The 21,158-nt window shown below is 70.0% G+C and carries 16 protein-coding genes and 4 pseudogenes; 13 read left to right on the forward strand and 7 right to left on the reverse strand.

What is annotated here, in order from left to right:
* The first annotated feature begins 646 nt into the window (after positions 1-646).
* The 3 genes and pseudogenes from KUM32_RS30020 to KUM32_RS30030 form a co-directional block, all read left to right on the forward strand.
* A complete protein-coding gene (locus KUM32_RS30020; protein WP_217145119.1) occupies positions 647-1,087 on the forward strand; it encodes a MarR family winged helix-turn-helix transcriptional regulator in 441 nt (146 codons plus the stop codon).
* An 83-nt stretch (positions 1,088-1,170) separates the two neighbouring features.
* Entirely contained in the window at positions 1,171-2,256 is a 1,086-nt protein-coding gene (locus KUM32_RS30025) for an NAD(P)/FAD-dependent oxidoreductase (RefSeq protein ID WP_217145120.1), read from the forward strand.
* A gap of 86 nt (positions 2,257-2,342) precedes the next feature.
* Positions 2,343-2,662: pseudogene (locus tag KUM32_RS30030) on the forward strand (transposase); the annotation flags it as partial.
* 36 nt (positions 2,663-2,698) lie between these two features.
* Here KUM32_RS30030 and KUM32_RS30035 read toward each other — a convergent pair.
* From KUM32_RS30035 to KUM32_RS30045, 3 genes and pseudogenes are all read right to left on the reverse strand, one after another.
* On the reverse strand, positions 2,699-4,864 hold the full coding sequence (locus KUM32_RS30035) for an alpha/beta fold hydrolase (protein WP_217145121.1): 2,166 nt from the start codon (positions 4,862-4,864) through the stop codon (positions 2,699-2,701).
* Between the two features lie 831 nt (positions 4,865-5,695).
* A pseudogene (locus KUM32_RS30040) lies at positions 5,696-5,812 on the reverse strand (IS5/IS1182 family transposase); the annotation flags it as partial.
* 451 nt (positions 5,813-6,263) lie between these two features.
* Positions 6,264-7,040, reverse strand: a complete 777-nt coding sequence (locus tag KUM32_RS30045) for an alpha/beta fold hydrolase (protein WP_217145122.1) — start codon at positions 7,038-7,040, stop codon at positions 6,264-6,266.
* 94 nt (positions 7,041-7,134) lie between these two features.
* On the opposite strand from KUM32_RS30045, the gene KUM32_RS30050 reads away from it, so the two are divergent.
* On the forward strand, positions 7,135-7,980 hold the full coding sequence (locus KUM32_RS30050; protein WP_217145179.1) for an AraC family transcriptional regulator: 846 nt from the start codon (positions 7,135-7,137) through the stop codon (positions 7,978-7,980).
* 746 nt (positions 7,981-8,726) lie between these two features.
* Here the strand turns inward: KUM32_RS30050 and KUM32_RS30055 are convergent.
* Entirely contained in the window at positions 8,727-9,518 is a 792-nt protein-coding gene (locus KUM32_RS30055) for an MBL fold metallo-hydrolase (RefSeq protein WP_217145180.1), read from the reverse strand.
* 84 nt (positions 9,519-9,602) lie between these two features.
* Here KUM32_RS30055 and KUM32_RS30060 point away from each other — a divergent pair, with 84 nt between their 5' ends.
* Both KUM32_RS30060 and KUM32_RS30065 read left to right on the forward strand, forming a co-directional pair.
* The gene (locus tag KUM32_RS30060) at positions 9,603-10,220 is read left to right on the forward strand and encodes an ABATE domain-containing protein (RefSeq protein WP_374227568.1); all 618 of its coding nucleotides are present in this window, start codon (positions 9,603-9,605) and stop codon (positions 10,218-10,220) included.
* A 117-nt stretch (positions 10,221-10,337) separates the two neighbouring features.
* A complete protein-coding gene (locus tag KUM32_RS30065; RefSeq protein ID WP_217145124.1) occupies positions 10,338-10,490 on the forward strand; it encodes a hypothetical protein in 153 nt (50 codons plus the stop codon).
* Positions 10,491-10,765: 275 nt separating this feature from the next.
* Here the strand turns inward: KUM32_RS30065 and KUM32_RS30070 are convergent, their stop codons facing one another.
* Positions 10,766-11,953: an FAD-dependent monooxygenase gene (locus KUM32_RS30070; protein WP_217145125.1), complete on the reverse strand. Its 1,188-nt coding sequence runs from the start codon at positions 11,951-11,953 to the stop codon at positions 10,766-10,768.
* A 335-nt stretch (positions 11,954-12,288) separates the two neighbouring features.
* Between KUM32_RS30070 and KUM32_RS30075 the strand changes: the two genes are divergently transcribed.
* Positions 12,289-12,939, forward strand: coding sequence for a TetR/AcrR family transcriptional regulator (locus tag KUM32_RS30075; RefSeq protein WP_217145126.1), 651 nt, complete (start codon positions 12,289-12,291; stop codon positions 12,937-12,939).
* Between the two features lie 576 nt (positions 12,940-13,515).
* Positions 13,516-13,938 (forward strand): hypothetical protein, encoded by a 423-nt coding sequence (locus KUM32_RS30080; RefSeq protein WP_217145127.1) that lies wholly within the window; start codon positions 13,516-13,518, stop codon positions 13,936-13,938.
* Positions 13,939-14,019: 81 nt separating this feature from the next.
* Here KUM32_RS30080 and KUM32_RS30085 read toward each other — a convergent pair whose 3' ends face one another.
* A complete protein-coding gene (locus KUM32_RS30085) occupies positions 14,020-14,301 on the reverse strand; it encodes a transposase (RefSeq protein WP_254406345.1) in 282 nt (93 codons plus the stop codon).
* Positions 14,302-14,350: 49 nt separating this feature from the next.
* On the opposite strand from KUM32_RS30085, the gene KUM32_RS30090 reads away from it, so the two are divergent.
* Positions 14,351-14,569, forward strand: a complete 219-nt coding sequence (locus KUM32_RS30090; RefSeq protein WP_217145128.1) for a hypothetical protein — start codon at positions 14,351-14,353, stop codon at positions 14,567-14,569.
* A 14-nt stretch (positions 14,570-14,583) separates the two neighbouring features.
* On the opposite strand, the gene KUM32_RS30095 is transcribed toward KUM32_RS30090, so the two are convergent.
* Positions 14,584-16,716, reverse strand: coding sequence for an alpha-galactosidase (locus tag KUM32_RS30095; protein ID WP_217145129.1), 2,133 nt, complete (start codon positions 16,714-16,716; stop codon positions 14,584-14,586).
* A gap of 175 nt (positions 16,717-16,891) precedes the next feature.
* Here KUM32_RS30095 and KUM32_RS30100 point away from each other — a divergent pair, with 175 nt between their 5' ends.
* From KUM32_RS30100 to dacB, 4 genes and pseudogenes are all read left to right on the forward strand, one after another.
* Positions 16,892-18,154: an ROK family transcriptional regulator gene (locus tag KUM32_RS30100; RefSeq protein WP_217145130.1), complete on the forward strand. Its 1,263-nt coding sequence runs from the start codon at positions 16,892-16,894 to the stop codon at positions 18,152-18,154.
* Between the two features lie 183 nt (positions 18,155-18,337).
* Positions 18,338-18,568 (forward strand): annotated as a pseudogene (locus tag KUM32_RS30105) (carbohydrate-binding protein); the annotation flags it as partial.
* A gap of 4 nt (positions 18,569-18,572) precedes the next feature.
* Positions 18,573-18,803 (forward strand): annotated as a pseudogene (locus tag KUM32_RS44000) (hypothetical protein); the annotation flags it as partial.
* 970 nt (positions 18,804-19,773) lie between these two features.
* A complete protein-coding gene (dacB, locus tag KUM32_RS30110) occupies positions 19,774-21,129 on the forward strand; it encodes a D-alanyl-D-alanine carboxypeptidase/D-alanyl-D-alanine-endopeptidase (protein WP_217145131.1) in 1,356 nt (451 codons plus the stop codon).
* Positions 21,130-21,158: the final 29 nt, after the last annotated feature.

Genomic DNA, 21,158 nt, shown 5'->3' on the forward strand with positions numbered 1-21,158 from the left:
CCATCCGTTTTTCCGGACGGTCAGGGGCGCGGACGTCCCCGGTGACGCCGGACGCGCCGCATGGGCGGTGAGTCCGCAGCACCGTGCCGGCACGGCAGGCAGACGGCGGCCGTACTGGCGCACTCTCGGGCGTCGAGCAGCCTCGTCCTGTACCGGGCCCCGGACGGATGGAGTTACGCCGTCCACTTCACCGGGCCGGCCAGCATCGCGGACGACGCTCGCTGGTCATCCGCCCTCGTCCGAGCCGGACATCGCGCAGGCGGCCCTGGTTCAGAGGCGGAGGTACTCACCCACCGCCGGCTCGACGTCCTCTGGCACGGACCCGATCAACCGGACTGGTGGACCGGCACGGTCACCGTCGCAGAGCCGCTTCCACCTGCCTGAAGCCGACGGCGCACCGATACGGACGGAGCACCAGACCCCGACGGCGTTCTCATGCGCTGACCTGTCACCGGTCGATCGCCTCGATTGCCTCGATCGCCTCGAACAAGGAGCCCATCGACACCGCCTCCTCCTCTCAAAGAGAAGACCCGCCCACCCAGACGCCCATCAACGTCTCCCCGGGGCATCCCCTACCTCGATACGAACCGCAGCCAAGCAGAAGGGGAACTTGATTGTTAGCTCTGCAACAGTTAGCGTGTTAACTATGGATGGTGTGCAGCGGGAGAGCACGTTGGAGCTGATGCGGTGGGTTGTGTGGGGGCAGCGACGCATCGCTGATGACTGGATACGGGAACGCGGCCTCACGCACGAGCAGAGTGCCGTGCTGGCGTACCTGTCGAAGAACCCGGATGCCATTCAGCGTGACGTCGCGCGGGCCATGCGCACCAGTGCGCCGAGCGTCTCGCGGCTCCTGGCCGGACTCGAGCGGCGCGGACTCGTGGAGCGCCAGACACAGGAGGATGACACGCGAAGCCGCCTGGTGCATGTCACTCCAGCGGGCTCCGAACTGATCCAGGGTTTCGAAGAGGCCATGGACCGCGTCGAGGCGTCGATCCTCGCGCCGCTGGGCGCCGCAGAGCAGGCGCGGCTCCATGAATTCCTGGAACAGCTCGCCTCCCGGATCGAGCCACCCGGCTCTCCCTGACCCGGCTCTACTGCTCCGCACGGCGGCCGGAAGCCTCGCGGTCAGGACCGCCGGCTGACTCACCAGCAGTAAGGAACGCATGTATGACTCAGATCACGATCATCGGTGCCGGTCTTGCGGGACTGACACTGGCACGAACCCTGGCAGTTCATGGGATCCCGTCCACGGTGTACGAGGCGGAGACGTCTGCTCAGGCCCGGGGCCAAGGCGGCATGCTCGACATCCACGACTACAACGGACAGCACGGGATCCGTGCCACCGGTCTGATGGAGGGCTTCCGGTCCCTCGTCCTCGAAGGCCGCCAGGCATCCCGCGACGTCGCACCTGACGGCACCATCCTGGCGGACGAACCCGATGACCCCGCCGGAGGCCGCCCCGAGGTGCAGCGTGGCGAGCTGCGACAGTTGCTGCTGGAATCCCTGCCTGCCGGCAGGGTCGTCTGGGGCCACAAGACTCGGAGCGTGCGGACCCTCGCTGACGGCCGTCACGAAGTGACCTTCGCCAACGGATCGACGATTGTCACCGACATCCTCGTCGGTGCCGACGGTGCCTGGTCGAAGGTCCGACCGCTGCTCTCCGATGCCACGCCCGCCTATGCCGGACGCTCGATGGTAGAGACGTACCTGTATGAGAGCGGCACCCGGCACCCTGCCACCCTGGCGCTGGTCGGCGGCGGGTCGATGACCGCCTACGACGAATCCACCCGCATCGGTCTTGGCGTGCAGCGCGAGCGCGCGGACACCCTGCACTCCTACGCCATGTTCGACCAGCCGCTCGACTGGTTCGACGGCATAGACTTCAAAGACGGCCCTGCGGCCGCCCGCACCATCGCGGCGATGTTCGAAGGGTGGGCGCCGGAGCTCGTCGCCCTGGTCGCGGACAGCGACATCCCGCCGATTTTCCGCCCCTTGTACGGGCTACCGATCGGACACCGCTGGGAACACGTACCTGGAGTCACACTCATCGGAGACGCCGCCCACCTGGCACCGCCGGACGGCGAAGGAGCGAACTGGGCACTCTTCGACGCAGGCCGGCTCGGCAACGCCATCGCCGAACAGCCCGAGGACATCGACGCGGCCATCCGCTCCTACGAAGCCGCGCTCTTCCCACGAAACATCGACACCGCAACCGCCGCCGCAGCCTACTACCCCGACTTCAAACCGCACTGACCACGGCAACTAGGGCCTGTGTGATGTCGTGATCAGCTGCTGGGTTCTGCCCTCTTCACGGGGTGGTATCCGGTAGGACTGTGGTTGTGACGCGTAGGCAACTCACGCATGCGCAGTGGAAGTTCATCGAGCCATATCTGCCGATCGGTAGATACGGCCCGTGCCCGGAGCGGTTGAGAGAGCAGTTCGAAAGTGTGATCTGGCGGTTCCGCTCCAGTGGTCAGTGGCGGGAGATGCCGGCCGAGTTCGGCCCCTGGGCCACGTCTACGGACGCTTCCGCGTCTGGCGGGACGCCGGCGTCTTCATCGCCCTGCTGGAAGGCCTGATCGCCCAGGGGGCCGTCGCCGCAAGGGCGGCTACTACGCCTGGACCGCGCGCGTCCGCCCCACGGTCGTCCGTGAGAGGACCGTGGGGCAGACGCGCGGGAGGAGACCAGATCGGGTCAGGGCTTGGGCAGGGTGCACTCCTGGCGCTTGAGGTCGATGGTGTTGCCGGCGCCGATGCATGCGGCGATCGCCGCGGTCTGGGTGGCGTATCCGCGTCCCTGGTGGACCGTGGTGCCCGTCTCGTCGACCTCGCACGGGTTGTTCAGTTCGCACTTCTTGCCGTCACGGTTGCTGGTGCTGTTCACCGCAACGAGCTCCCGGGTCCTGGCATCGACGACGGCTGAACCCGAGCTTCCGGGCTGGGTGTTACATTCCTTCGCGTACCGGATCGCATGGGTCGATGTGTAGTCGCCTTCCTTGAGCGTCGGAATCACAGCCTCGGCCTGGCACGACCAGACACTCTCCAGAAAACTCGACGCCACCTTGATCTTCTGCCCGGCAACAGGACCGGTCGAAGCCAACGGGAACGCCTCGATCTTGTACTTCTGCCGGATGTCTGCGTACGTGGAATCCAGCTGTGCCAGCGTGATGTCGGTTCCGGTCATCGTGGCGTAGAGAACCCGCCCCGTCACCGGGCCGAGTTCGCGGCCCGCCGGGCTCAACACGCTGCCTTCGATCGGGGCACCCTGTCCGGTGATCACTTCACCCGGCTTCGGCCGTCCCTCGGGGTGGCAGTGCCCGTTGGTGAGCAGCAGCGCCTTGTCCTCGTCGCGGGCGGTGCGGGGGCGGACCAGCGAAGCGGAGCAGTTCGGGAGCTTCACGGTCCCCGCCAGATTGCCGGCAGGTCCTGAGGGACCGGTCTGCTCGGCGGGGAAACCGGGGCAGCTGCCCTTCGCCGGCGTGCCGTCCCGGAAGAAGTCCACCACCTTGGAGCCGCATGCGAGTTCTTTGGACTTCATGGTGGAATGCGTCGCATCCGTGACGGTCAGCAGCGATCCACCGATCTTCTTGTGCATCATCTTTGCCCACACGTAAGGCGTGACGGTTTCGAACTTGTGGCCGGACAGCTGCAGCTGGCTCTTGCCGGGCTTCAGGTCCCACGGCTTGCCCGCCGGCCAGCCGGCGCAGTACGTGATGGGCTGGTCGTTGAAGTCCGCAGAAAACGGGTACTTCGCCTGCCGCTCTTTCCTCAGCCTGACGAGATCGGAATATGTACGGCCATCGGCGCTCGCATTGCACATGAAGGCGTCATGGGTGAACCCGTAATTGTGCCCCATCTCTCCGAAGCCAAAGGACTTCCGCTTCATATCCTTCTGCTTGGGGACAACCTTTCCTGTCCCCTCATTCTGTAGTTCCAGCAGCTTTGCGGCAGATCGCTCCCACCGGTCCGGTATGGCTTCCAGGTTGGGATCGAGGAAGGCGGCGAACTCGTCCCGTCCCACCTTCGCCTGCAATGCCTTCAGCGCAGATTCGACCTTCTTGGGCGAGTTCCCGAAGTGGTACGTCGAATTCTTGCCGGCCAGCCATTCGAAGAACCGCCGGTACCCGGCATGGTATTGCGCAACTTCTGCGGTGACCGCTGCGTTCTGGCCGACCGGGGACATGATCGAGTCCAGCCACATCCGGTCGACACGGCTGTCGAACATGGAGCGGTAGACCGCGCCCAGCGCCGTTCCGCCGGAGTTTCCATAGAAGTTTATCTTGCGGAAGCCCAGCACCTGCCGGATGCGGTCCATGTCTCGGGATGCGTTTTCCATGCTGATGGAGAGCGCCAGTTCCCGGTCCTTGGCGATGCATTTGCGCTTCGCATCCGCCTGACGCTCGAAGGTCTCCCTCTCGCTCTCCCCCTCCCGGAATTCGGGCGTATCGCAGGAGATCTGGGCACTGTAGCCCGTGCCCCGTGTATCGATACCGATGAAGTCCAATTCCTTGTTCATCGGCGCCAGCTGGCTGCTGAGCAGAGCGTACGGGGACGGCGTGCCGGCCAGGCCGGGCCCCCCGGGGTTGCCGAACAGGGCCCCCGTGCGCTTTCCGGTGGCCTTGACCCTGCTCACAGCGATGTTGATTTTTCTGCCCGCAGGCTTGGAGTAATCCACCGGAACGGGGATGAGCGCGCATTCGCTGCGGCTGTCGCTGCGATTCCAGTCCGCCGCCGCATCCCGGCAGAGCTCCCACTTCACGCGTTCCGGGGTGGCACTTGAAGCCGCATCGGCGGGAACGGCTGCCAGGGAAATCAGCGAGGCGGCAACGCTGATTCCGACTGCAATCGATGGGACGGTCACATACCGCAAGATGATCTACACCTCTTCGGTGGGAAACGGCAACTTTGTCTGTCATTGAAGCGATCCAGCAGTCATCTCGTCGTGCCAGCACCTCCTCGCACAGGCGGCCGACAGGAGGCAACTCCCCCTGCGCCGCTGCTGAACAAGACTCGCCGCCGAAGGCCGCAGCCGTACGTCGAGAATGTTTCAACCAGCACTCGGTGGAGTCCGAAGGACACGGCAGGCCACGGGAAACGGCGCGACCCGCCCGCACGAGGTGGTGATGCGGTGCATGCCCTGCCCGAGTGAACGGGGACCGTGCGCATCGTGGTCCGCCGCCGCTGGCTCCCGACCACCCTGGCACCGTGACGTGCGATGCGGCCGTCTGCCGACCGGGCATGCGCCCCGGGCCCGGCGCCTCATGTTGGCCTCGAGGCGATGCTGGTGAAGCTGTCCGGCGGCCACCCGGGTGCGCCTACGATGCACCTGCGCGGAACACGAAGGCGTTCAGACAAGCCGTTGACCAGGCGCTCGCGGAGCTGGCTCACCGGGGGTGACGCTCGCGCCGCCGACGGTCGACGACACGATCGAGTCCAGCATCAACGCCGTGGCGCAGCAGTTGGGGATCCAGGTGCGCGCCGCCTGGCGGTACTTCGACGCCGCCGCCCTCGCCGACCGTCTCGCCGACAGCACGCACCCTTCGCAGAGAGCAGCAGCGCCACGGACGCGGGCCAGGCCCCGATGCCGCCGCTCGACAACCCCGAACTCGCCATCGTCCTTGGCACACGACCCAGCCCCCTGACCGATGTCGATGTGCTGATGACTGTAGTAGCCGGCTACACCGCTCGTCCGGACGCGCGGGCGGTGGCAGCCCAGCGGATGGTCCGGGTGGTACTGCGGCCGCTCGGGCAGCAGGGACGCGAATTGGTCCCAAAGCGGTTCGGTCAGCCATGACGGCAGCACAGGCACCGGTCTCCCCAACGAGTGGCGTGCATCGTGAAGTTGCTGGTCACGGCTCTGGTGTGTGGGGGGAGGGGAACTACTCGCGCTGGTCGTCGACTGGTGTCCACGACGATCAGGTCAGAGGCCATGGGGCCATGCCGGGCTCGCCCTTGGTCCGCAGACGTCCCCGGGCCACGAGGCGGCCGAGCCGTCGCTGTCGGCTCGTAGAGCGACAGCAGGCCCTCGACGTCACCGACCTGCAGGTGGTCCACGAACACGGGCCCCACCTGCTGAGGTGTCTCGGCACGACGCTGGACGGTGAGGCCGACCCGCTTGTCGCCCCGGCCGGCTGCGGCAAGCAGGTCTGGCGGATTGCGCATCAACGCGGGAGGGTCGGGACTCAGTCTCGCCCTGTCACGCGGCGAGGGCGTCCCGCGGGTGATCGTGGACGAAGTCGATTTTCAGGCCGTGCAGATGGTCAGACTGCTGGTGCGAAGGCCGTGATTGCGTCGACGAGATCGGCCGGAGCTTCCAGCGGGATCAGGTGACCCGTGTTCGGAATCACCGTGAAGTCGGCTCCGGAGAGGTAGGGCACCAGGTTGTTGACGAGCACGTCGACGGGCTCGACATGGTCGTTCTCTCCGGCGACGACGAGGGCGGGGACGCTGATCATGCGGGTGTGCTCGCAGACGTCCTCCGCGATGCCGCGCAGCGGCCACTCAGTGCGGGCGGCGTCGGAGCTGGCCCGCGAGTCCGTCGCGATCTGCGACTTGATCGATTCGGGCAACTCGGTCGCGGTGAGGATGTGATCCCGTGCACCAGCGACGGACTCGTCGGAGTCGTAGGCGTGGGAAAGGCCTTCCCGGTACTCGGGAGTGACCTCTACGGCGGGCTTCGCCGGAGCGGAACCGACGAGGATGATCCCGCGGAGGCCGGCGGGCCGGGTCGCCGCTATGAGCTGTGCGATCTTGCCACCCATGGAGTGTCCGACGAGGACGTGGTCGGTGACGCCCGCGTCGGCGATCACGGCGAGCGTGTCGTCGGCGAGTTGGCGGAGGGTGTAGGGGCCGGCCAGGTTGCTCGAGCGGCTCCACCCGCGGAAGTCGACAGTGAGCATGTCGCGTCCCGCGAGGCGGTCGACGACGAGGTCCCAGGTGCGGGCGGATCCACCCCAATAGTGCAAAAATACCAAGGTCGGTCCGGTCTCCAGCCGGTGGTCGTAAGCGGGCAGTAGCGGCTGCTGCGTCGGGTTCATCGTGACTCTCTCGATCAAGGTTCTGAGGCGGTTGTTCTGTGTGTTCATCGAATCGCTTCCGCTGGGCCGGGGCATCGGCACGACTGGTCGCCTGATGGTGGAAACTGGACAGATGACCGCGATCCGGCAGATGACCTACCAGCCCGTCGGGCGCCGTGCCGCCACTGTCGAAACCATGACGTTCGACCGTCTTCGCGAGCTGAACGACGGCGGGACACAGCGTGCCGACTTCCACGTCCTCGCCGTCGTCGATGCCGGGCACGGATCCGTCACCGTGGACTTCCTCCGACACCCGCTCCGGGAGCGGTCCGCCGTGTGGGTCGCTCCTGGGGCTGTGCACCGATGGGATGACATCGCTGATGTGGCTGGGCACGTCGTGCTGTTCGTGCCGACCGCGCCGGTCACCCACGCCACCCGGGAGCTCGTCGCGTCCCCGGACCTGGTCGCACACTGGTGCATCCCCGACGCGGACTGGCCGTTCGTCGACACCGCGCGCGACCATCTCCTCCTCGAAGCATCCGCCCCACCCGGGCATATCTCGACGGAGCTGCCCGAAATCCTGCTCTCCGCGCTCATCGCCCGGCTACGGCCCCCTCACGCCGAAGCACGGTCGATCAATCCGGTGTTCCGGCTGTTCCGGTCCAGCGTCGACGCGCACTTCCGGGAACATCACGACGTCGGCTACTACGCCCGGACACTGGGATACGCCCCCCGCACTCTCACAAGAGCGGTGCAGCAGGTCACCGGCCGCAGCGCGAAGGCGTACATCGTCGATCGGATCGTCCTGGAAGCCAAACGGCTCCTCGCACACGACCGCCTCACCGCGGCCGCCTGCGCCAACACGCTCGGCTTCCCCGACGCGTCCAACTTCTCGGTGTTCTTCCGGAAGGCGACAGGCATGCCTCCGGGCGCATGGCATGCGACGGTGGCCGCCGAGTGAGGGGGTGTACTGGATGAGGCATGGGAGCAACGTTCGTGCGGCGACGGCGCCAAGGGCCCGCGCGTCCATGACTGGGCAGCCGTCCAGCTCCCGGTGATCGAGGACTTCGACAGTGAGCGGCCCACCCGTCATCGCTGGGCGCTGGCCCGGTGCGCGTTGCCGGACGTCGGTGGGCGATCGAGGAATGCTTCCCGGCTGCGAAGAACGAGTATGGCCTGGACCAGTACGAAGTCCGCCGCTACGTCGGATGGATGAGGCACATCGCCCTGTCCATGTCCGCGCATGCCATTCTCGCGGCTACGGCGGCCCAAGCGGCGGCAAAGGGGGACGCAGAAACGGTTCCACCATGGTCCCGCTCACCGTGGCAGAAGTCCGTCGGCTGCTGGCGACTGGCCCCACCCACCGGCCCCGCCCGCCCCTTCGCATCCATGCGCTGAGTTGATTGCGATGGCGGCGAAGGCGTCAGGCCGTGGCCCGGCACTGTCACTACCGAAGACGATGCCATTCCCCGGCGGGGCGGTCGCGCACCTCCGCGTCGATGAACCCGGCGGCGCCGGGCCGGGGGCTGTCGATCTGGGGGTAGAAGACGAAGTCCGGGTGGAACATGCCGGTGAGCGTGTCGTAGTCGCCCTGCCCCTTCTCTGCCGTTCTGGCAGTGTGCAGGGGTCGCTGCCGGGGTCGGGGCTCGGTGTGCTGCGGGCCCCGACCCCGGCACGAGGTCTCGGTTCCTGAGCTGCGGTCCGGGCTCAGGCGCGCTGCGCCCAGTCCTGGTCCAGGCGGTCGGCCAGGCCCGCGGCGGCGAAGGCTGCCTCCAGTTCGTCGCGGCCTTCGGTGAAGTGGGCCCAGCTGTCGTGGTGGACCGGGACGACGCGGCGGGCGTCAAGAATCCGGGTGGCCTCGGCCGCCTGCGCACTGTCCAGGACGATCAGGTTGCCATCGAAGACCATGGGGAAGCGGGGGGCGCCGGCGAACAGCAGGGCGGTGTCGATCGGGGCGAAGCGCTCGGCGATCTCCCTGACGGCGTCGAGCGAGGCGTTGTCGCCGCTGACGTAGACCGTCGGCAGGCCCTCGCCCGTCAGGACGAAGCCGACGACCTGGCCGGCGAAGGGCTCGACCTCCTCACGCGTGCCGGGGCCGTGGATGGCAGGGACTCCGGTCACCGTGATGGTGCCGCCGCCCGGGCGCTCCAGCTCGATCGACTCCCAGTCGGCCAGGCCCTTGGCCTTCTCCCCGAGGCGCTGGCCGCCGCCGGGGGTGGTGAGGGTGAGAGGGACGTCGGCGAGCAGGGCGCGGCCGGAGGTGTCGAGGTTGTCGGCGTGCTCGTCGTGGGAGAGCAGGACCACGTCGATGGGGCCGAGGTCGGCGGGTGTGGTGGTGGAGGGGGCGGTCTTGGTCAGGGTCGGGCCACCGGGCGAGGCGTAGTCGCCGGGGCCGTCGAAGGTCGGGTCGGTCAGGAAGCGCAGGCCGCCGTACTCGAACAGGGCGGTCGGACCGCCGAACGTGCGGACCGGGAACTGGTTGGCGTCGAGCTGGGACATCATGTCTCCGTTTCTCACGAGAAAAACCTGCGGTTAACGTGATTCCAGGCTAGGCAGACATCACGGGAAAACGCAAGCGCTACCATGAGGGGTATGGATGACAGCCTGGCCACCGACGTCGCACCGACCGCTCTGCCCCCGGCACCGGGTGCCGACCGGTACCGCTCCTTGGACTTCGCCGACACCGCCGCCACCCTGCCCGCAGGCCAGAGCTACGACCTGCTCGCCGCCCCGGAATCCGCCATGCGCTGGCTCGCCGCCCACGACCTGACCGCCCCCGACGCGCAGCTGTACGAGGTGTGCGCACAGCGGATGCGCACGCTGCGCGCCCACATCCGCGCCCTGTTCGCCGCCCGCGTCGACACCACCACGCCGCCCGAGGAATCCCTGCGCGCGGTGAACGAGGCACTCACGGCCGTGCCCATCGCCCCCCTCCTCGCCTGGGACGGGGCCCGGGGGCTGCGCCGCGTCCAGGCACACCCCACCGACCAGGCCGTCAACCACGCACTGGCGACCCTCGCCGCCGACGCCGCCGACCTGCTCACCGGTCCCGACGCCGACATCCTCGCCGCCTGCGGATCAGCCCCCTGCGACCGGTTCCTCCTGCGCACCCACGGCCGACGCCACTGGTGCTCCACCCGCTGCGGCGACCGTGCCCGCGCCGCCCGCGCCTACGCCCGGCGCAGCGGCGCCTCGGACTGACGCACCACACCCAGGGCCCTCCTGCGGACCGCCCCGCGGTCACGCGCAACACCTTCAGCAGGCTGCTCCCGGTCGCCAACCGACGGCCGGGCACTTGATCACTGAAGATCACTAACTTTGACTCGTCGCCGCGCGTGCGGCGAGTCCGTCGAGCAGATCCAGCCCGACCTGGTCATCTCCGTCGAACAGGCCCACGCCGACCTCACCGCCATGAACAACGGAGCGGTCCCCGAGCCGCGTACTCAAGCAGAAGCCCTCAGATCACACTGAGCCACCTGTCCCCTCGCCCCGCATGCCGGTCGTCCGCCGACTGTCAGCAGCCGTCACACGTGTCCCGTGTCATCGAACTTGGATCGTTCGCCATCGAAGTCGGACGACCGGCAGTCGGGGTCGAATGCTCCAGGTGACGTCATCCATCAGCTCTCCCCGCCCCTGACCTGCCAACGATCCGGTTCCAGGGCGATCACGTGGATCCGCCGGACCGGAGAAGGACCTCAGCCGGACTCCATCAGCTCCTTGAGGCGGGCGGGCCAAGTCGGTAGGGCTCAGCGGTAGTCGGGAAGCGTGAGAGCGCTGTACTCGGCGTGCGCCCGGTCGGCGGGGAGGGCGGAGAGGGTACGCAGGGCGATGTTGCGCCGCTGGAGGGCTTCTTCGGTGGCGGGGAAGAGCTCCGTGTCGCCGTCGCCCGCGAGCGCCTGGTTGAGGGTCACGAACGGCCTCATCACCCTCTCGTAGGCGTCGAACGCTTCGGTGTGGTCGGCGCGGGTGGCCAGTTCGCCGGCCAGGACGTAGGCACCGGTCAGGGCGAGGCTGGTGCCCTGCCCCGTCAGGAAGGACGGTGCGTAGGCGGCGTCGCCGACCAGCGCGACCCGGCCCGCGGACCAGCGCGTCATCCGGATCTGGCTGACAACGTCGAAGAACAGGTCGTCCGCGGTGCGCGTCTCGGCGACGATCCGCGGGATCTCCCAGCGGTCGTCCGGGAAGGTGGCGGCGAGCAGCTCACGCTGCGCGTCGGGGTTGCGGAAGGCGTCGGAAGGCGGGGCGGAGCGCCTGAAGGTGAGCAGCCCGAACACGTCCTGGCCGGAGCCGACGGCGTACAGGGCGGCGGACCGGCCGGGGGCGTTCCACAACAGGCCCTCGGAGGTGAGGCCGAGGTGGTTGGGGAGGGTGAAGCCGGCGAAACAGGCTCCGAGGTAGTGGTGGAAGCCCTCCTCGGGGCCGAGGACCAGCCGACGGGTGTGGGAGTGGAGCCCGTCGGCCCCGATGACGACGTCGAAGGTGCGTCGGGCGCCGCTGCGGTAGGTGACCTCGATGCCGTCGGGGCGGTCGTCGAGGGCGGCTATGGAGTCGTCGAACTCGAACGTGACGGAGTGCCGGACGGCGTCGTAGAGGATCTGCGTCAGTTCGCCACGCCGTACTTCGAGGTCGCCGTCGGCGCCGATGGCCATGCTCTCAGGACGCAGAGCGGCGACGGTGCCGCCGTCGGCGTCCAGGAAGGTGATGCGGTGGGTGTTGACGTGAGCCTTCCGCAACCGGGGCAGGAGGCCCATGCGCCGCACCGCCTCGACGGCGGTGCCTCGGATGTCGATGGGGTAACCGCCGCCGCGCACGGCGCCCGCCTTCTCCACGACGGTCACGTCGAAGCCGTGGCGGTGCAGCCAGTAGGCGACCGCAGAGCCGGCGATGCTCGCGCCGGAGACGAGCGCGGAGCGCTTGGTGAGGGTCTCGGTCATGATGAATCCTTCCTGGCCGCGCCGCGCCGATACGGCGGCCGGGTGGTGGACGTGTGGGGGTCTTCTCGGAGGTGCTCGACGGCAGGACCGGGGACCCGTACAGCCGCCCGGAGCCGGAGCCGGAGCCGGAGCCGTCGCCGGAGCCGTCGCCGTGCCCGGCTCGTACTTGTGCCGGCGAGCACTGGAGTACCTGACCTGTGCACCGTCGGCCCGGTACGGCGGCCTCACCGGCCGTGTGGCCGGCGAGGCCGTAGCTGCCGCGAGCACACCGTAAACACTACACCGTGCAGTGCAGTCAGTAAACTGCACCGTGTAGAGTGGCCTTGGAGGTGCACATGAACACACCCGGTGGAGAGAAGCCGGTACGCGAGGGGTCCCTGGAGAAGCGGACGGCGATCCTCACCGCCGCGCGGGACCTGTTCGTGCAGCAGGGGGTGGACCGCGTCAGCATGGACGCCGTCGCGGCGCGGGCAGAAGTGTCAAAGCGGACCGTGTACGACTACTTCGGCGACAAACGGCGGCTCTTCCTGGCCATCCTCACCGCGGCGTCCGACTCGATGCTGGCCACGAGCCGCCGGGCGCTGGACGAGCACCTTCCCACGGACGCGCGGATCACGACCGTGCCGCAACTGGAGAAGGCGCTCACGGCGTTCGCGATCGACCTCGGCACGTCGATCGTCGGCTCCGCCGACTACGCCGCCGCCTTCGCCCTCGTCGCCCAACAGCGCCTGCAGACGCCGCCGACCACGGACGACCTCGCCACGGACGCGGCCTCGCAGGACCTGGCGGACCGCCTCGCTCACTTCGCGGACGCCGGACTCCTGGACACCGACGACACGCGCCTGGCCGCCGACCACTTCACCGCTCTGACCGTCCTGCTGGCCTTCGAACGCCAGCCGGTCCCCGCCACCGCCGACCCGGAAAAGGTCCGCCGGATCATGATCGACGGAGTCCACGCCTTCATCCGCGCCTACGCCACGCGCTAGCCGTGCCGCCCCGTGGCGGCCGAGTGCGATGCCCCTTCCGCCGCAGGCGCCTGCGGCGGAAGGGGGCACGAAAATGGGCTGCGGGCGCCCTGACGGCCCCGAAGCGTGAAGCGGGTGATGTCCGCCGCGTTGGTCAGTGCGCCGAGAACACCGTGGAACAGGCTCGTGGCGATGCGGCGATGCGGCGAGGCCGTCGATGAGGTCGTCGTCACGGTTGCCGCTGCCTCCGGCCGGTACGTCACGTGACTGATCGCACCGGGCGGTACGTGGCATCGGACCGGGACCCGGCGGTTCACACATTTCGGCGCGGCGGCGCTGCAGGTGTCCGGCCTGATCACACGTATGCCGCCCATGTCGAGCGCGACTGGTGGGAGAGAAGGGTGAGTCCCCGCAGTCCCTGTCCCGGGGAGCAGCGAACAGCCGACCGTGCTCCGTCCGAAGCCGACCACGCCTCACGGTTCACCGGCCCCGAGGCAGGCGTGCTCGCGGCAGAGGGACCCAAGGGACCCAGCGAGCTGATAGAAACAACATGTGAACCAAGAGCACACTTTTCTGCCCTGACGAGCACTACACTTTTTGGCCATCAGGTCCCTTCGGTCCCTGTCCACGAAGGTGCGCTCGGAGTGGACCTTCACCTCCGCCCGCACCACCGGCACCGGCCGCACCCCGCTGGGCCTGCTGGACCTCGGGTTCACGCTCCCGCTCGACCTGGGCAACAGCGCACCGGCCGGCAAGGTCCTCAACGGCTCTGTGACGGCCCGGCACCAGCCTGGTTCGTCCAGCACCTCACCCGTCCGCAAGGTCAGCGTGGACGTGTCCTACGACGACGGCGCGACCTGGAACGCCGTGGTGGCCGCGCCCGTCGCCAACGGTCGGTGGTCGCTGGCGATACCGGCGGGGGGCCGTCCGGGTGGCCACGTCACCCTGCGGGCGACCGCCGTCGACGCGGCCGGTGACCGGGTACGGCAGTCGGTGACACGGGCCTACGGCCTGCGCTGAGCCGGACCCGGAGGCCAAAGGTCCCGTCACGGAGCCCCGAAAACGGGTAACGGGGGGACACGGCGTGAGCGTGTGCCGCCATCATGACCGCGGGAGCCGGGGAGGGAGCTTCCGGCCCGCAGTACCGGGGATGGCGAGATCCAGGTCTCCGGCCTGCGTCGTCACCGTCTTCTCGCGGTGCCCGTCGCGCCGGGTGGTGCGGCTGTCGGTGTGTCCGCCCCACCCGCCGCCGGTCCTTGTGGCGGCCTCGGCCTCGGTCAGTTCCTGCAGCAGCCTTTCGGCGACTTCGCGGACGAGTTCGAGATCATCAGCCGGACGTAGTGACGCACGCAGGCGGAGCAGGTCATGCTGGGGCAAGGCCATCGTGCGCCCCCTGGGGTCGAACTGCCCGTTCACTCCGGGCGGTTGCACGATGGCCTGCCAGTGGAGCAGGGAGCGGACACCGGCGGACGGTGCACCCGAGGGAGCAGAACCCGCGCGCTCGACCGCGCGGATCCCCTGCACCACTCAGCGGGACGCCGTCTCGGCACACACGCACCTGTACCAGCCCTACCGCAAGCTCGGCATCAGCTCCCGCACCGCACTGCGCGACGCCCTGGACACGCTCGGCCTGGAGAACGCCGCCCGCTGAGCGGCGCCCCGGCGTCAGTCCACCCGTACCAGGTGCACGGCCGTGCTCGCCCAGTCCCCGCGCGGCAGGTCCAGGCGCAGACCGTACGCCTCCAGGACCCGGGCGTGATGGACGGCTCCGGTGCACGCGTCCCGGTAGCGGGCGCCCGGTGTCAGGCCGCGCAGCCGCACCGGTGCCTCCGGCGGCGGGCCCGGCTCCCCGGGGCCCCGCCGCCAGGCCAGGACCAGCGTCTCGCCGCCGTCGCCGGCGGTGTACTGCACCACGACGGGCCCGTCGCCCTCCGGTCCGGCGAGCCGGTACAGGTCCCCGTGCTGCACGAGGTGCCGTACCCGTTTGTAGGCGGCGACCAGTTCCGCGCCCTCCGCCATCTCCTCCTGCGACCAGCGGTCCAGGTCGCCTCCGATGCCCAGCAGCCCGGCCGCGGCGGTGTGGAAGCGGTACCGCAGCGGCACCGTGCGGCCGGTGAACTGGTTGGGCACGTCGGTGACCCAGGCGGACATCACGCGGGCCGGGAGCACCTGCCCGAAGCCGTGCTGGATGAGGAGACGGTCCACGGCGTCGGTGTTGTCCGACGTCCACGCCTGGTCGGTGCGGCGCAGGATGCCGAGGTCGGCGCGTCCCCCGCCGCCGCTGCACGTCTCGATCCGCAGCCGGGGGTGGTCGGCGCGGAGCCGGTCCAGGACGCCGTACAGATGGTGCACGTAGGCGGTCCACAGGCGGTCGTGGCCGCCCGGCCGGTCCGGCCAGCCCGCCTCGCTGAAGGCGCGGTTCATGTCCCACTTGAGGAAGTCCACGCCCGCGTCGGCGACGAGCCGGGTCAGCCAGCCGTACGCCCAGTCGGCGACGTCGTCGCGGGCGAAGTTCAGCACGAGCTGGTTGCGCAGCTCGCTGCGGGTGCGGCCGGGCAGGTGCAGCACCCAGTCGGGGTGAGCGCGGTACAGGTCGCTGTCGGGGTTGACCATCTCCGGTTCCACCCACACGCCGAACCGCATGCCGAGCCGGTGCACCGCCTCGGACAGCGGGGCGAGGCCGTGCGGGAAGCGCTCGGGTGCCGGGGTCCAGTCGCCGAGACCGGCCCGGTCGTCGCGGCGCGCGCCGAACCAGCCGTCGTCGACGACGTACAGCTCCGCGCCGAGCGCGGCGGCCCGCTCGGCGAGGCGCAGCTGACTCGTCTCGTCGACGTCGAAGCCGGTGGCCTCCCAGGAGTTGTAGAGCACCGGCGCGGTCTCCGTGCCGTGCGGCAGGACGTGCCGGCGGGTGTACGCGTGCCAGCCCCGGCTCGCGGCGCCGAAACCGCCCTCCGTGAACAGCCCCGCGAAGACCGGGGTGGTGAACTCCTCGCCGGGGGCCAGCGGCACCGCGACGCCGTCGTGGCCGGCACCGCCCGTCACCCCCGCCCGCCCGTCGTGGGTCCGCTGGAGGGTGAGGCGCCAACTGCCGCTCCAGGCGAGCGCGGTGCTCCACACCCTGCCGTGCTCCTCACCCGCCCGGCCGTCGTCCAGCATCACCCAGGGCCCGGCGTGGTGGCTGGTGATGCCGCGCCGGCTGGTCAGCACCGTCTCGCCGTGCGGGAGCGGCTCGCGGCGCAGCCGGGACTCCGCGGCCCACCGTCCGGTGACATGGCTGACCCGGTAGTCGGGCAGCACCGGCAGCGACCAGGCGGCGGAGTCGGCCCGCAGCAGGTCGAGCGGGTCCTCGCCGGCGTTGCGCAGCACCGTACGGCGCTCGATGACGTCGGTGTCGTCGCGGACGGTGTAGTGCAGGGCGACGTGCAGCGGGTAGCGCCGGTCCCGGAACTCCAGCACCAACTCGGCGATGCCCGGGGCGGGTTCGACGACCCGGTGACCGGTCGGCTGCCATTCGAAGGCGCGGGCGCCGTCCGCGTGGCGGACCTGGAGCGAGGGCGGCCCGTACCGGGTGCCGCCGTCGACCGGGAGTTCCTCGCCGACCGGGGCCCGTCCCTCGAAGCTGCTCACCTCCTCCCGCGGGTCGGGCACCAGCAGCTCCCCGGCCTCGGCGGGGGAGAGCCTCGGGCCCCACGCCACGTGCCGGGGGGCGCCCGTCGCGTCGACGCGCAGGACGTAGGACGTGCGCGGGGTCGACAGCAGCCAGAGCCCGGAGTCGGGGGCATGGAAGATCATCGGCATCAGGCCTCGTGTTCGCGGGGACGACGGGAGTCGCGGGGCAGCAGGGCCTTTGATCACCAGCCAACACCGCGCATGCACGGGTCATTTGAAAGCAGAAGCGCGCCTGAGGTCAACCATCGGACCAATCTTGCTTCTTTCATTGACAGCGGAAAATAATCCGCCTAGGTTCCCCGCCATGTCCGCCCCGTCGTCGCCCCCCAGTGCCGAGACGTTCCCCGCCCATACGCCGGCCGCCTCGCAGGTCTTCGTCACCGCCCTCTCCCAGGGCCCGCTCACCCGGCTGGAGCTGGCCCGTCGCCTCGGGCTGTCCCCGGCCGCCGTCACCAAGGCCGTACGGCCCCTCATCGAGGCCGGCTACCTGGTGGAGAGCGCCGACGACGAGGCCGGTCCGGCGCTGGGCAGGCCCGCCAGCCTGCTCCGCGTCGACGGCGGACGGGCCCTGTTCCTCGGCGTCAAGGTCACCGGCGACGAGGTCATCGGCGTCCTCACCGACCTGTGCTGCCGGGTGCTGGTCGCCCGGCGGCTCCCCCTGGCGGACCATCGCCCGCAGGCGGTACTGGCCACCCTCGCCGACCTCACCCAGGAAACGCTGGCCGAGGCGGACGGCCTGGGCGTGCACGTCGTGGGCGCGGGCGTCGCCGTCTCCGGCGACGTGGACCGCGCCCGGGGCATGGTGCGGTACTCGCCGTTCCTGGAGTGGCGGGACGTGCCGCTGGCCGAACTGGCCGCGATGACCACGGGCCTGCCGGTGACCGTGGACAACGACGTCCGCGCCCTGACCGTCGCCGAGCAGTGGTTCGGCGCCGGTGTCGGCCTGTCCGACTTCGCCCTCGTCACCGTCGGCGCCGGCATCGGCTGCGGGCTGGTCGTGCACGGGCGGGTGGTGGCCGGGGCGCACGGCGTGGCCGGCGAGATCGGACACGTCACGGTCGACCCGGCGGGTCCCCTCTGCCACTGCGGCAACCACGGCTGTGTGGAGGCCGTCGCGGGGGAGGCCGCCATCGTCGACCGGGTGCGGACCGCCACCGGCACGGAGGTCGCCGACGCGGCCGAGGCCGCCGCGCTGGCCCATCAGGGAGTCGCCGCGGCGCAGGAGGCGTACGCCAGGGCGGGCGAGGCGATCGGCCGGGGCATCGCCACCGTGGCCAATCTGCTCGGCCCCGAACGCGTGATCATCTCCGGCGAGGGACTGGCCGCCTACGACCTGTTCGCCGAGCAGATCCGCGCCTCCTTCACGGCGGCCGCCTTCGGCTCCGCCGCGCGGTGCGACGTGCGGACCCGCCCGCTGCCCTTCGAGGAGTGGGCCCGCGGCGCCGCCGCGACCGCCATCCAGTCCTTCATTGGCCAGTCCCGCAACGGACCGTCGTCCGCGGGGCCCTCCGCCACCGCACCCTCCCTCGCCGGCGGGTCCGCCACCGGAGGCGGACCGCACCAGTGAGCGCACCGAGAAGACCCGTGCCTCACCGGAGGCGGACCGCACCAGTGAGCGCACCGAGATGACCCGTGCCCAGACCGGACCAGTACGTACGAGGAGCAACCATGACGCAAGCGAGCCGCCCCACGCCCCTCGCTCCCGGCCCCGGACGCCGAGGCGTCGTCGGCGGCCTGTTCGGGCTGACGGCAGAAGTACGGCTACGAGTACGTCAACATCGACGCCGGCTGGTGGCGCGACCAGGCGTGGACCCCGGGGTTCGACGGCCACGCCTGGCAGAAGGCCGACCCGGAGCGCTTCCCGCGCGGCATGAAGCCGGTCGCCGACGATCTGCACGCCAAGGGCCTCAAGGCCGGGATCTACCTTCCCGTCGGCCTGGAGAAGGAGGCGTACGAGGACGGGAAGACACCGATCTGGAGCCGCCATGACCAGCAGACGCACCCCCGAACCCGCCAGACGCACCCTGCTCACCCTGGCCGCGACCGCCGCCCTCACCGGCCTGCCCGCCTTCACCGCCTCCGCCGCCCCCACCCGCCCCGCCGAGGAACCGGCCGGGCGCGCCGACGCCCGGCACCTGCTGTGGTGGCGGGCCCCCGGCGACGCACACTCGATGATCGAACAGGGCCTGCCCGTCGGCACCGGCCGCCTCGGCGCCCCCCGGCGCTGGTGGTACTCGGTGCCTCCGGCGCCGGCTGGTGTTTCTACCAGCGGCCGGGCGACAACATCCACGGTGTCCCCATCGGCGACCGGGGCGGCGGCGCGGAGCGGCCCGACGCCTCCGGGCGCACGCCGGTCGACATCCTCGTCACCGGCTCGGACGGCCGGACCAGCGCCGCGGACTGCAGGCGCGGCGGCGGCTGCGCGCACACGGGCGTGCGGAGCGGCGGGGGGAACGCGGACGTGGAACGGGTGGTGCGCATAGCGGCCGACCGTTCCCACGCGACCGTCATGAGCATCCCCCGCGACACCGTCACCGGGATCCCCGCCTGCCGCAGCAGCGCGACCGACGCCTCGGAGCCCGGCTACCGGGGATCAACAGCGCACCTGGGGGCCGTGCTCCGCAAGCTCGAGAGCGGGGGCACGCTCAGCGACCCGGCCGCCGTCTACCGCCTCGCCGACGCCGCGACCAAGGCCCTGACCGTGGACGACGGTCTCGGCAGCGTCCCGACCACCTGTCCGCGCTACTTGGCGAGATTGGTGTTCCGGTCACTGCCGCCCGCGGTGCTGCCATCCGACAGCAACTCCCGGAATCGCCCGCCTCCGTCGTCGCGGACGCCCTCGGCCACCACGACAGGACCACCAGCCGCCTTCTCAGGGAGACCGGCGGTACCTGGAGCCGATACGCTGCTGGCGATCACAACCGGTCACCATCGGGCCGGGTTCCTCGGGGAGCCCGCGACAGTTGAAACGCGAGCCCACCAGTACGGGGGCCAAAGGGCAACGGAACCGCCCGTGCGACACCGGTAGCGCTGCCTCCACGAGGGCGCGGGGAAAGCCGTTCCGTCCTTCGGTCGCAGAACATTCACATTCCGTCAATTCCGTTCCGGCCCTTCGTGCGACGGCTGGTAGCGTGCCTGGTGTTTCACCCCCACAGAACAAAGCAACCGATCCTTGGACTTCACTTTATGACTGGTACGCCAGACGAAACCCCCACCCAGACCTTCGCGCCGGGCGGACGGCGTCGGCACCGCAGGGCGAGAGTGAGCCGCGTCGGCGCGCGACGGGCCCTCGTGCTCGCGATGGCCGTGCCCGTGGCCTCCGCCACGCTGGCCGGAACCTCGGCCTTCGCCGCCGACGACGGCGCCCCGCAGGCACAAGGCGTCTCGGTCGACGGCCTCGCCGCCGACGACGCGCAGCTGGTCAAGAACCTCAACGAGCGCCTTGCCGACGAGCGGCTGGGCAACGATGTCAGCGGTATCGTGCTCGACGCCGACTCGGACACCGCCCTGTGGGACCACAACGGCTCCACCGCCCTCATGCCGGCCTCCAACGCCAAGCTCGCCACGGCCACGACGGCCCTGACGCTGCTGGGCGCGAACCACGAGTTCACCACCAAGGTCGTGTACGGCGAGGGCACCCTCACCCTCGTCGGCGGCGGCGACCGCACCCTCACGAGCGAGGACGTCGCCGAGCTGGCCAGGACCGCGGCCGACGGGCTCAAGGCGGCGGGCCGGACCGACGTCCAGGTCCGGGTGGACGACAGCCTCTTCGCCGCCCCGAGTCTCGCCGAGGGCTGGAACGAGGGCTACTACCCCACCGAGGTCGCCCCCGTCCGTTCGCTCGTCGTCGACGGTGCCGCCGTCGAGGACACGTCGATCGACGCCGGCAAGGTCTTCGCGAAGAAGCTCGCCGCACAGGGCATCACCGTCACCGGCGAGGTGGGCCGCACGACGGCCAAGCAGTCCGACGTCCCGGTGGCGCAGCACAAGTCGGCGCCGCTGTCGGACATCGTCAAGAAGATGCTCAAGACGAGCGACAACAACATCGCCGAGACCCTGCTGCGGATGACCGCCGTGGAGCTGGGCGAACCGGGCACCTTCGAGGCCGGCACCGCGCTGGTCCGCCAGGTGCTCAGCTCGTACGGCATCTCCCTCGACAACTTCGAGATACACGACGGCAGCGGTCTGTCCCGGGCCGACCGCATTCCGGCCGCGACCCTCGCCCAGCTCCTCGACGCGATCACGGAGTCCCCCGCCCTGGGCTCGATCCTGGAGGGCCTGCCGGTCTCCGGGGAGGCCGGTGCCAGCCTCGGCCCGGAGTGGGGACGCTTCGACGACCCCAACTCCCAGTGCGCCGTGGGCAAGGTGCGCGCGAAGACCGGCACGCTCACCGGTGCCATCGCCCTGAGCGGTGTCACGCGGACCGACGACGGTGAGTGGCGGATCTTCTCCTTCATCGAGAACAACTCGACGGCCGACCCGAGCGACATCAAGGACGCCATGGACGGCCTCGCCGCGACCGTGAACGGCTGCTGGGCCTGACAACACCGCCCCTGACGGTACGTCCGAGC

It is taken from the genome of Streptomyces sp. AC627_RSS907 (genome assembly GCF_019049165.1).

Bases quoted from the DNA above. Each gene is read 5' to 3' on its own strand.
- KUM32_RS30020 (WP_217145119.1), top strand. From the start codon at position 647: ATGGATGGTGTGCAGCGGGAGAGCACGTTGGAGCTGATGCGGTGGGTT.
- KUM32_RS30025 (WP_217145120.1), top strand. From the start codon at position 1,171: ATGACTCAGATCACGATCATCGGTGCCGGTCTTGCGGGACTGACACTG.
- KUM32_RS30045 (WP_217145122.1), bottom strand. From the start codon at position 7,040: ATGAACCCGACGCAGCAGCCGCTACTGCCCGCTTACGACCACCGGCTG.
- KUM32_RS30050 (WP_217145179.1), top strand. From the start codon at position 7,135: ATGGTGGAAACTGGACAGATGACCGCGATCCGGCAGATGACCTACCAG.
- KUM32_RS30055 (WP_217145180.1), bottom strand. From the start codon at position 9,518: ATGTCCCAGCTCGACGCCAACCAGTTCCCGGTCCGCACGTTCGGCGGT.
- KUM32_RS30060 (WP_374227568.1), top strand. From the start codon at position 9,603: ATGAGGGGTATGGATGACAGCCTGGCCACCGACGTCGCACCGACCGCT.
- KUM32_RS30070 (WP_217145125.1), bottom strand. From the start codon at position 11,953: ATGACCGAGACCCTCACCAAGCGCTCCGCGCTCGTCTCCGGCGCGAGC.
- KUM32_RS30075 (WP_217145126.1), top strand. From the start codon at position 12,289: ATGAACACACCCGGTGGAGAGAAGCCGGTACGCGAGGGGTCCCTGGAG.
- KUM32_RS30085 (WP_254406345.1), bottom strand. From the start codon at position 14,301: ATGGCCTTGCCCCAGCATGACCTGCTCCGCCTGCGTGCGTCACTACGT.
- KUM32_RS30090 (WP_217145128.1), top strand. From the start codon at position 14,351: ATGGCCTGCCAGTGGAGCAGGGAGCGGACACCGGCGGACGGTGCACCC.
- KUM32_RS30095 (WP_217145129.1), bottom strand. From the start codon at position 16,716: ATGCCGATGATCTTCCATGCCCCCGACTCCGGGCTCTGGCTGCTGTCG.
- KUM32_RS30100 (WP_217145130.1), top strand. From the start codon at position 16,892: ATGTCCGCCCCGTCGTCGCCCCCCAGTGCCGAGACGTTCCCCGCCCAT.
- dacB (WP_217145131.1), top strand. From the start codon at position 19,774: ATGACTGGTACGCCAGACGAAACCCCCACCCAGACCTTCGCGCCGGGC.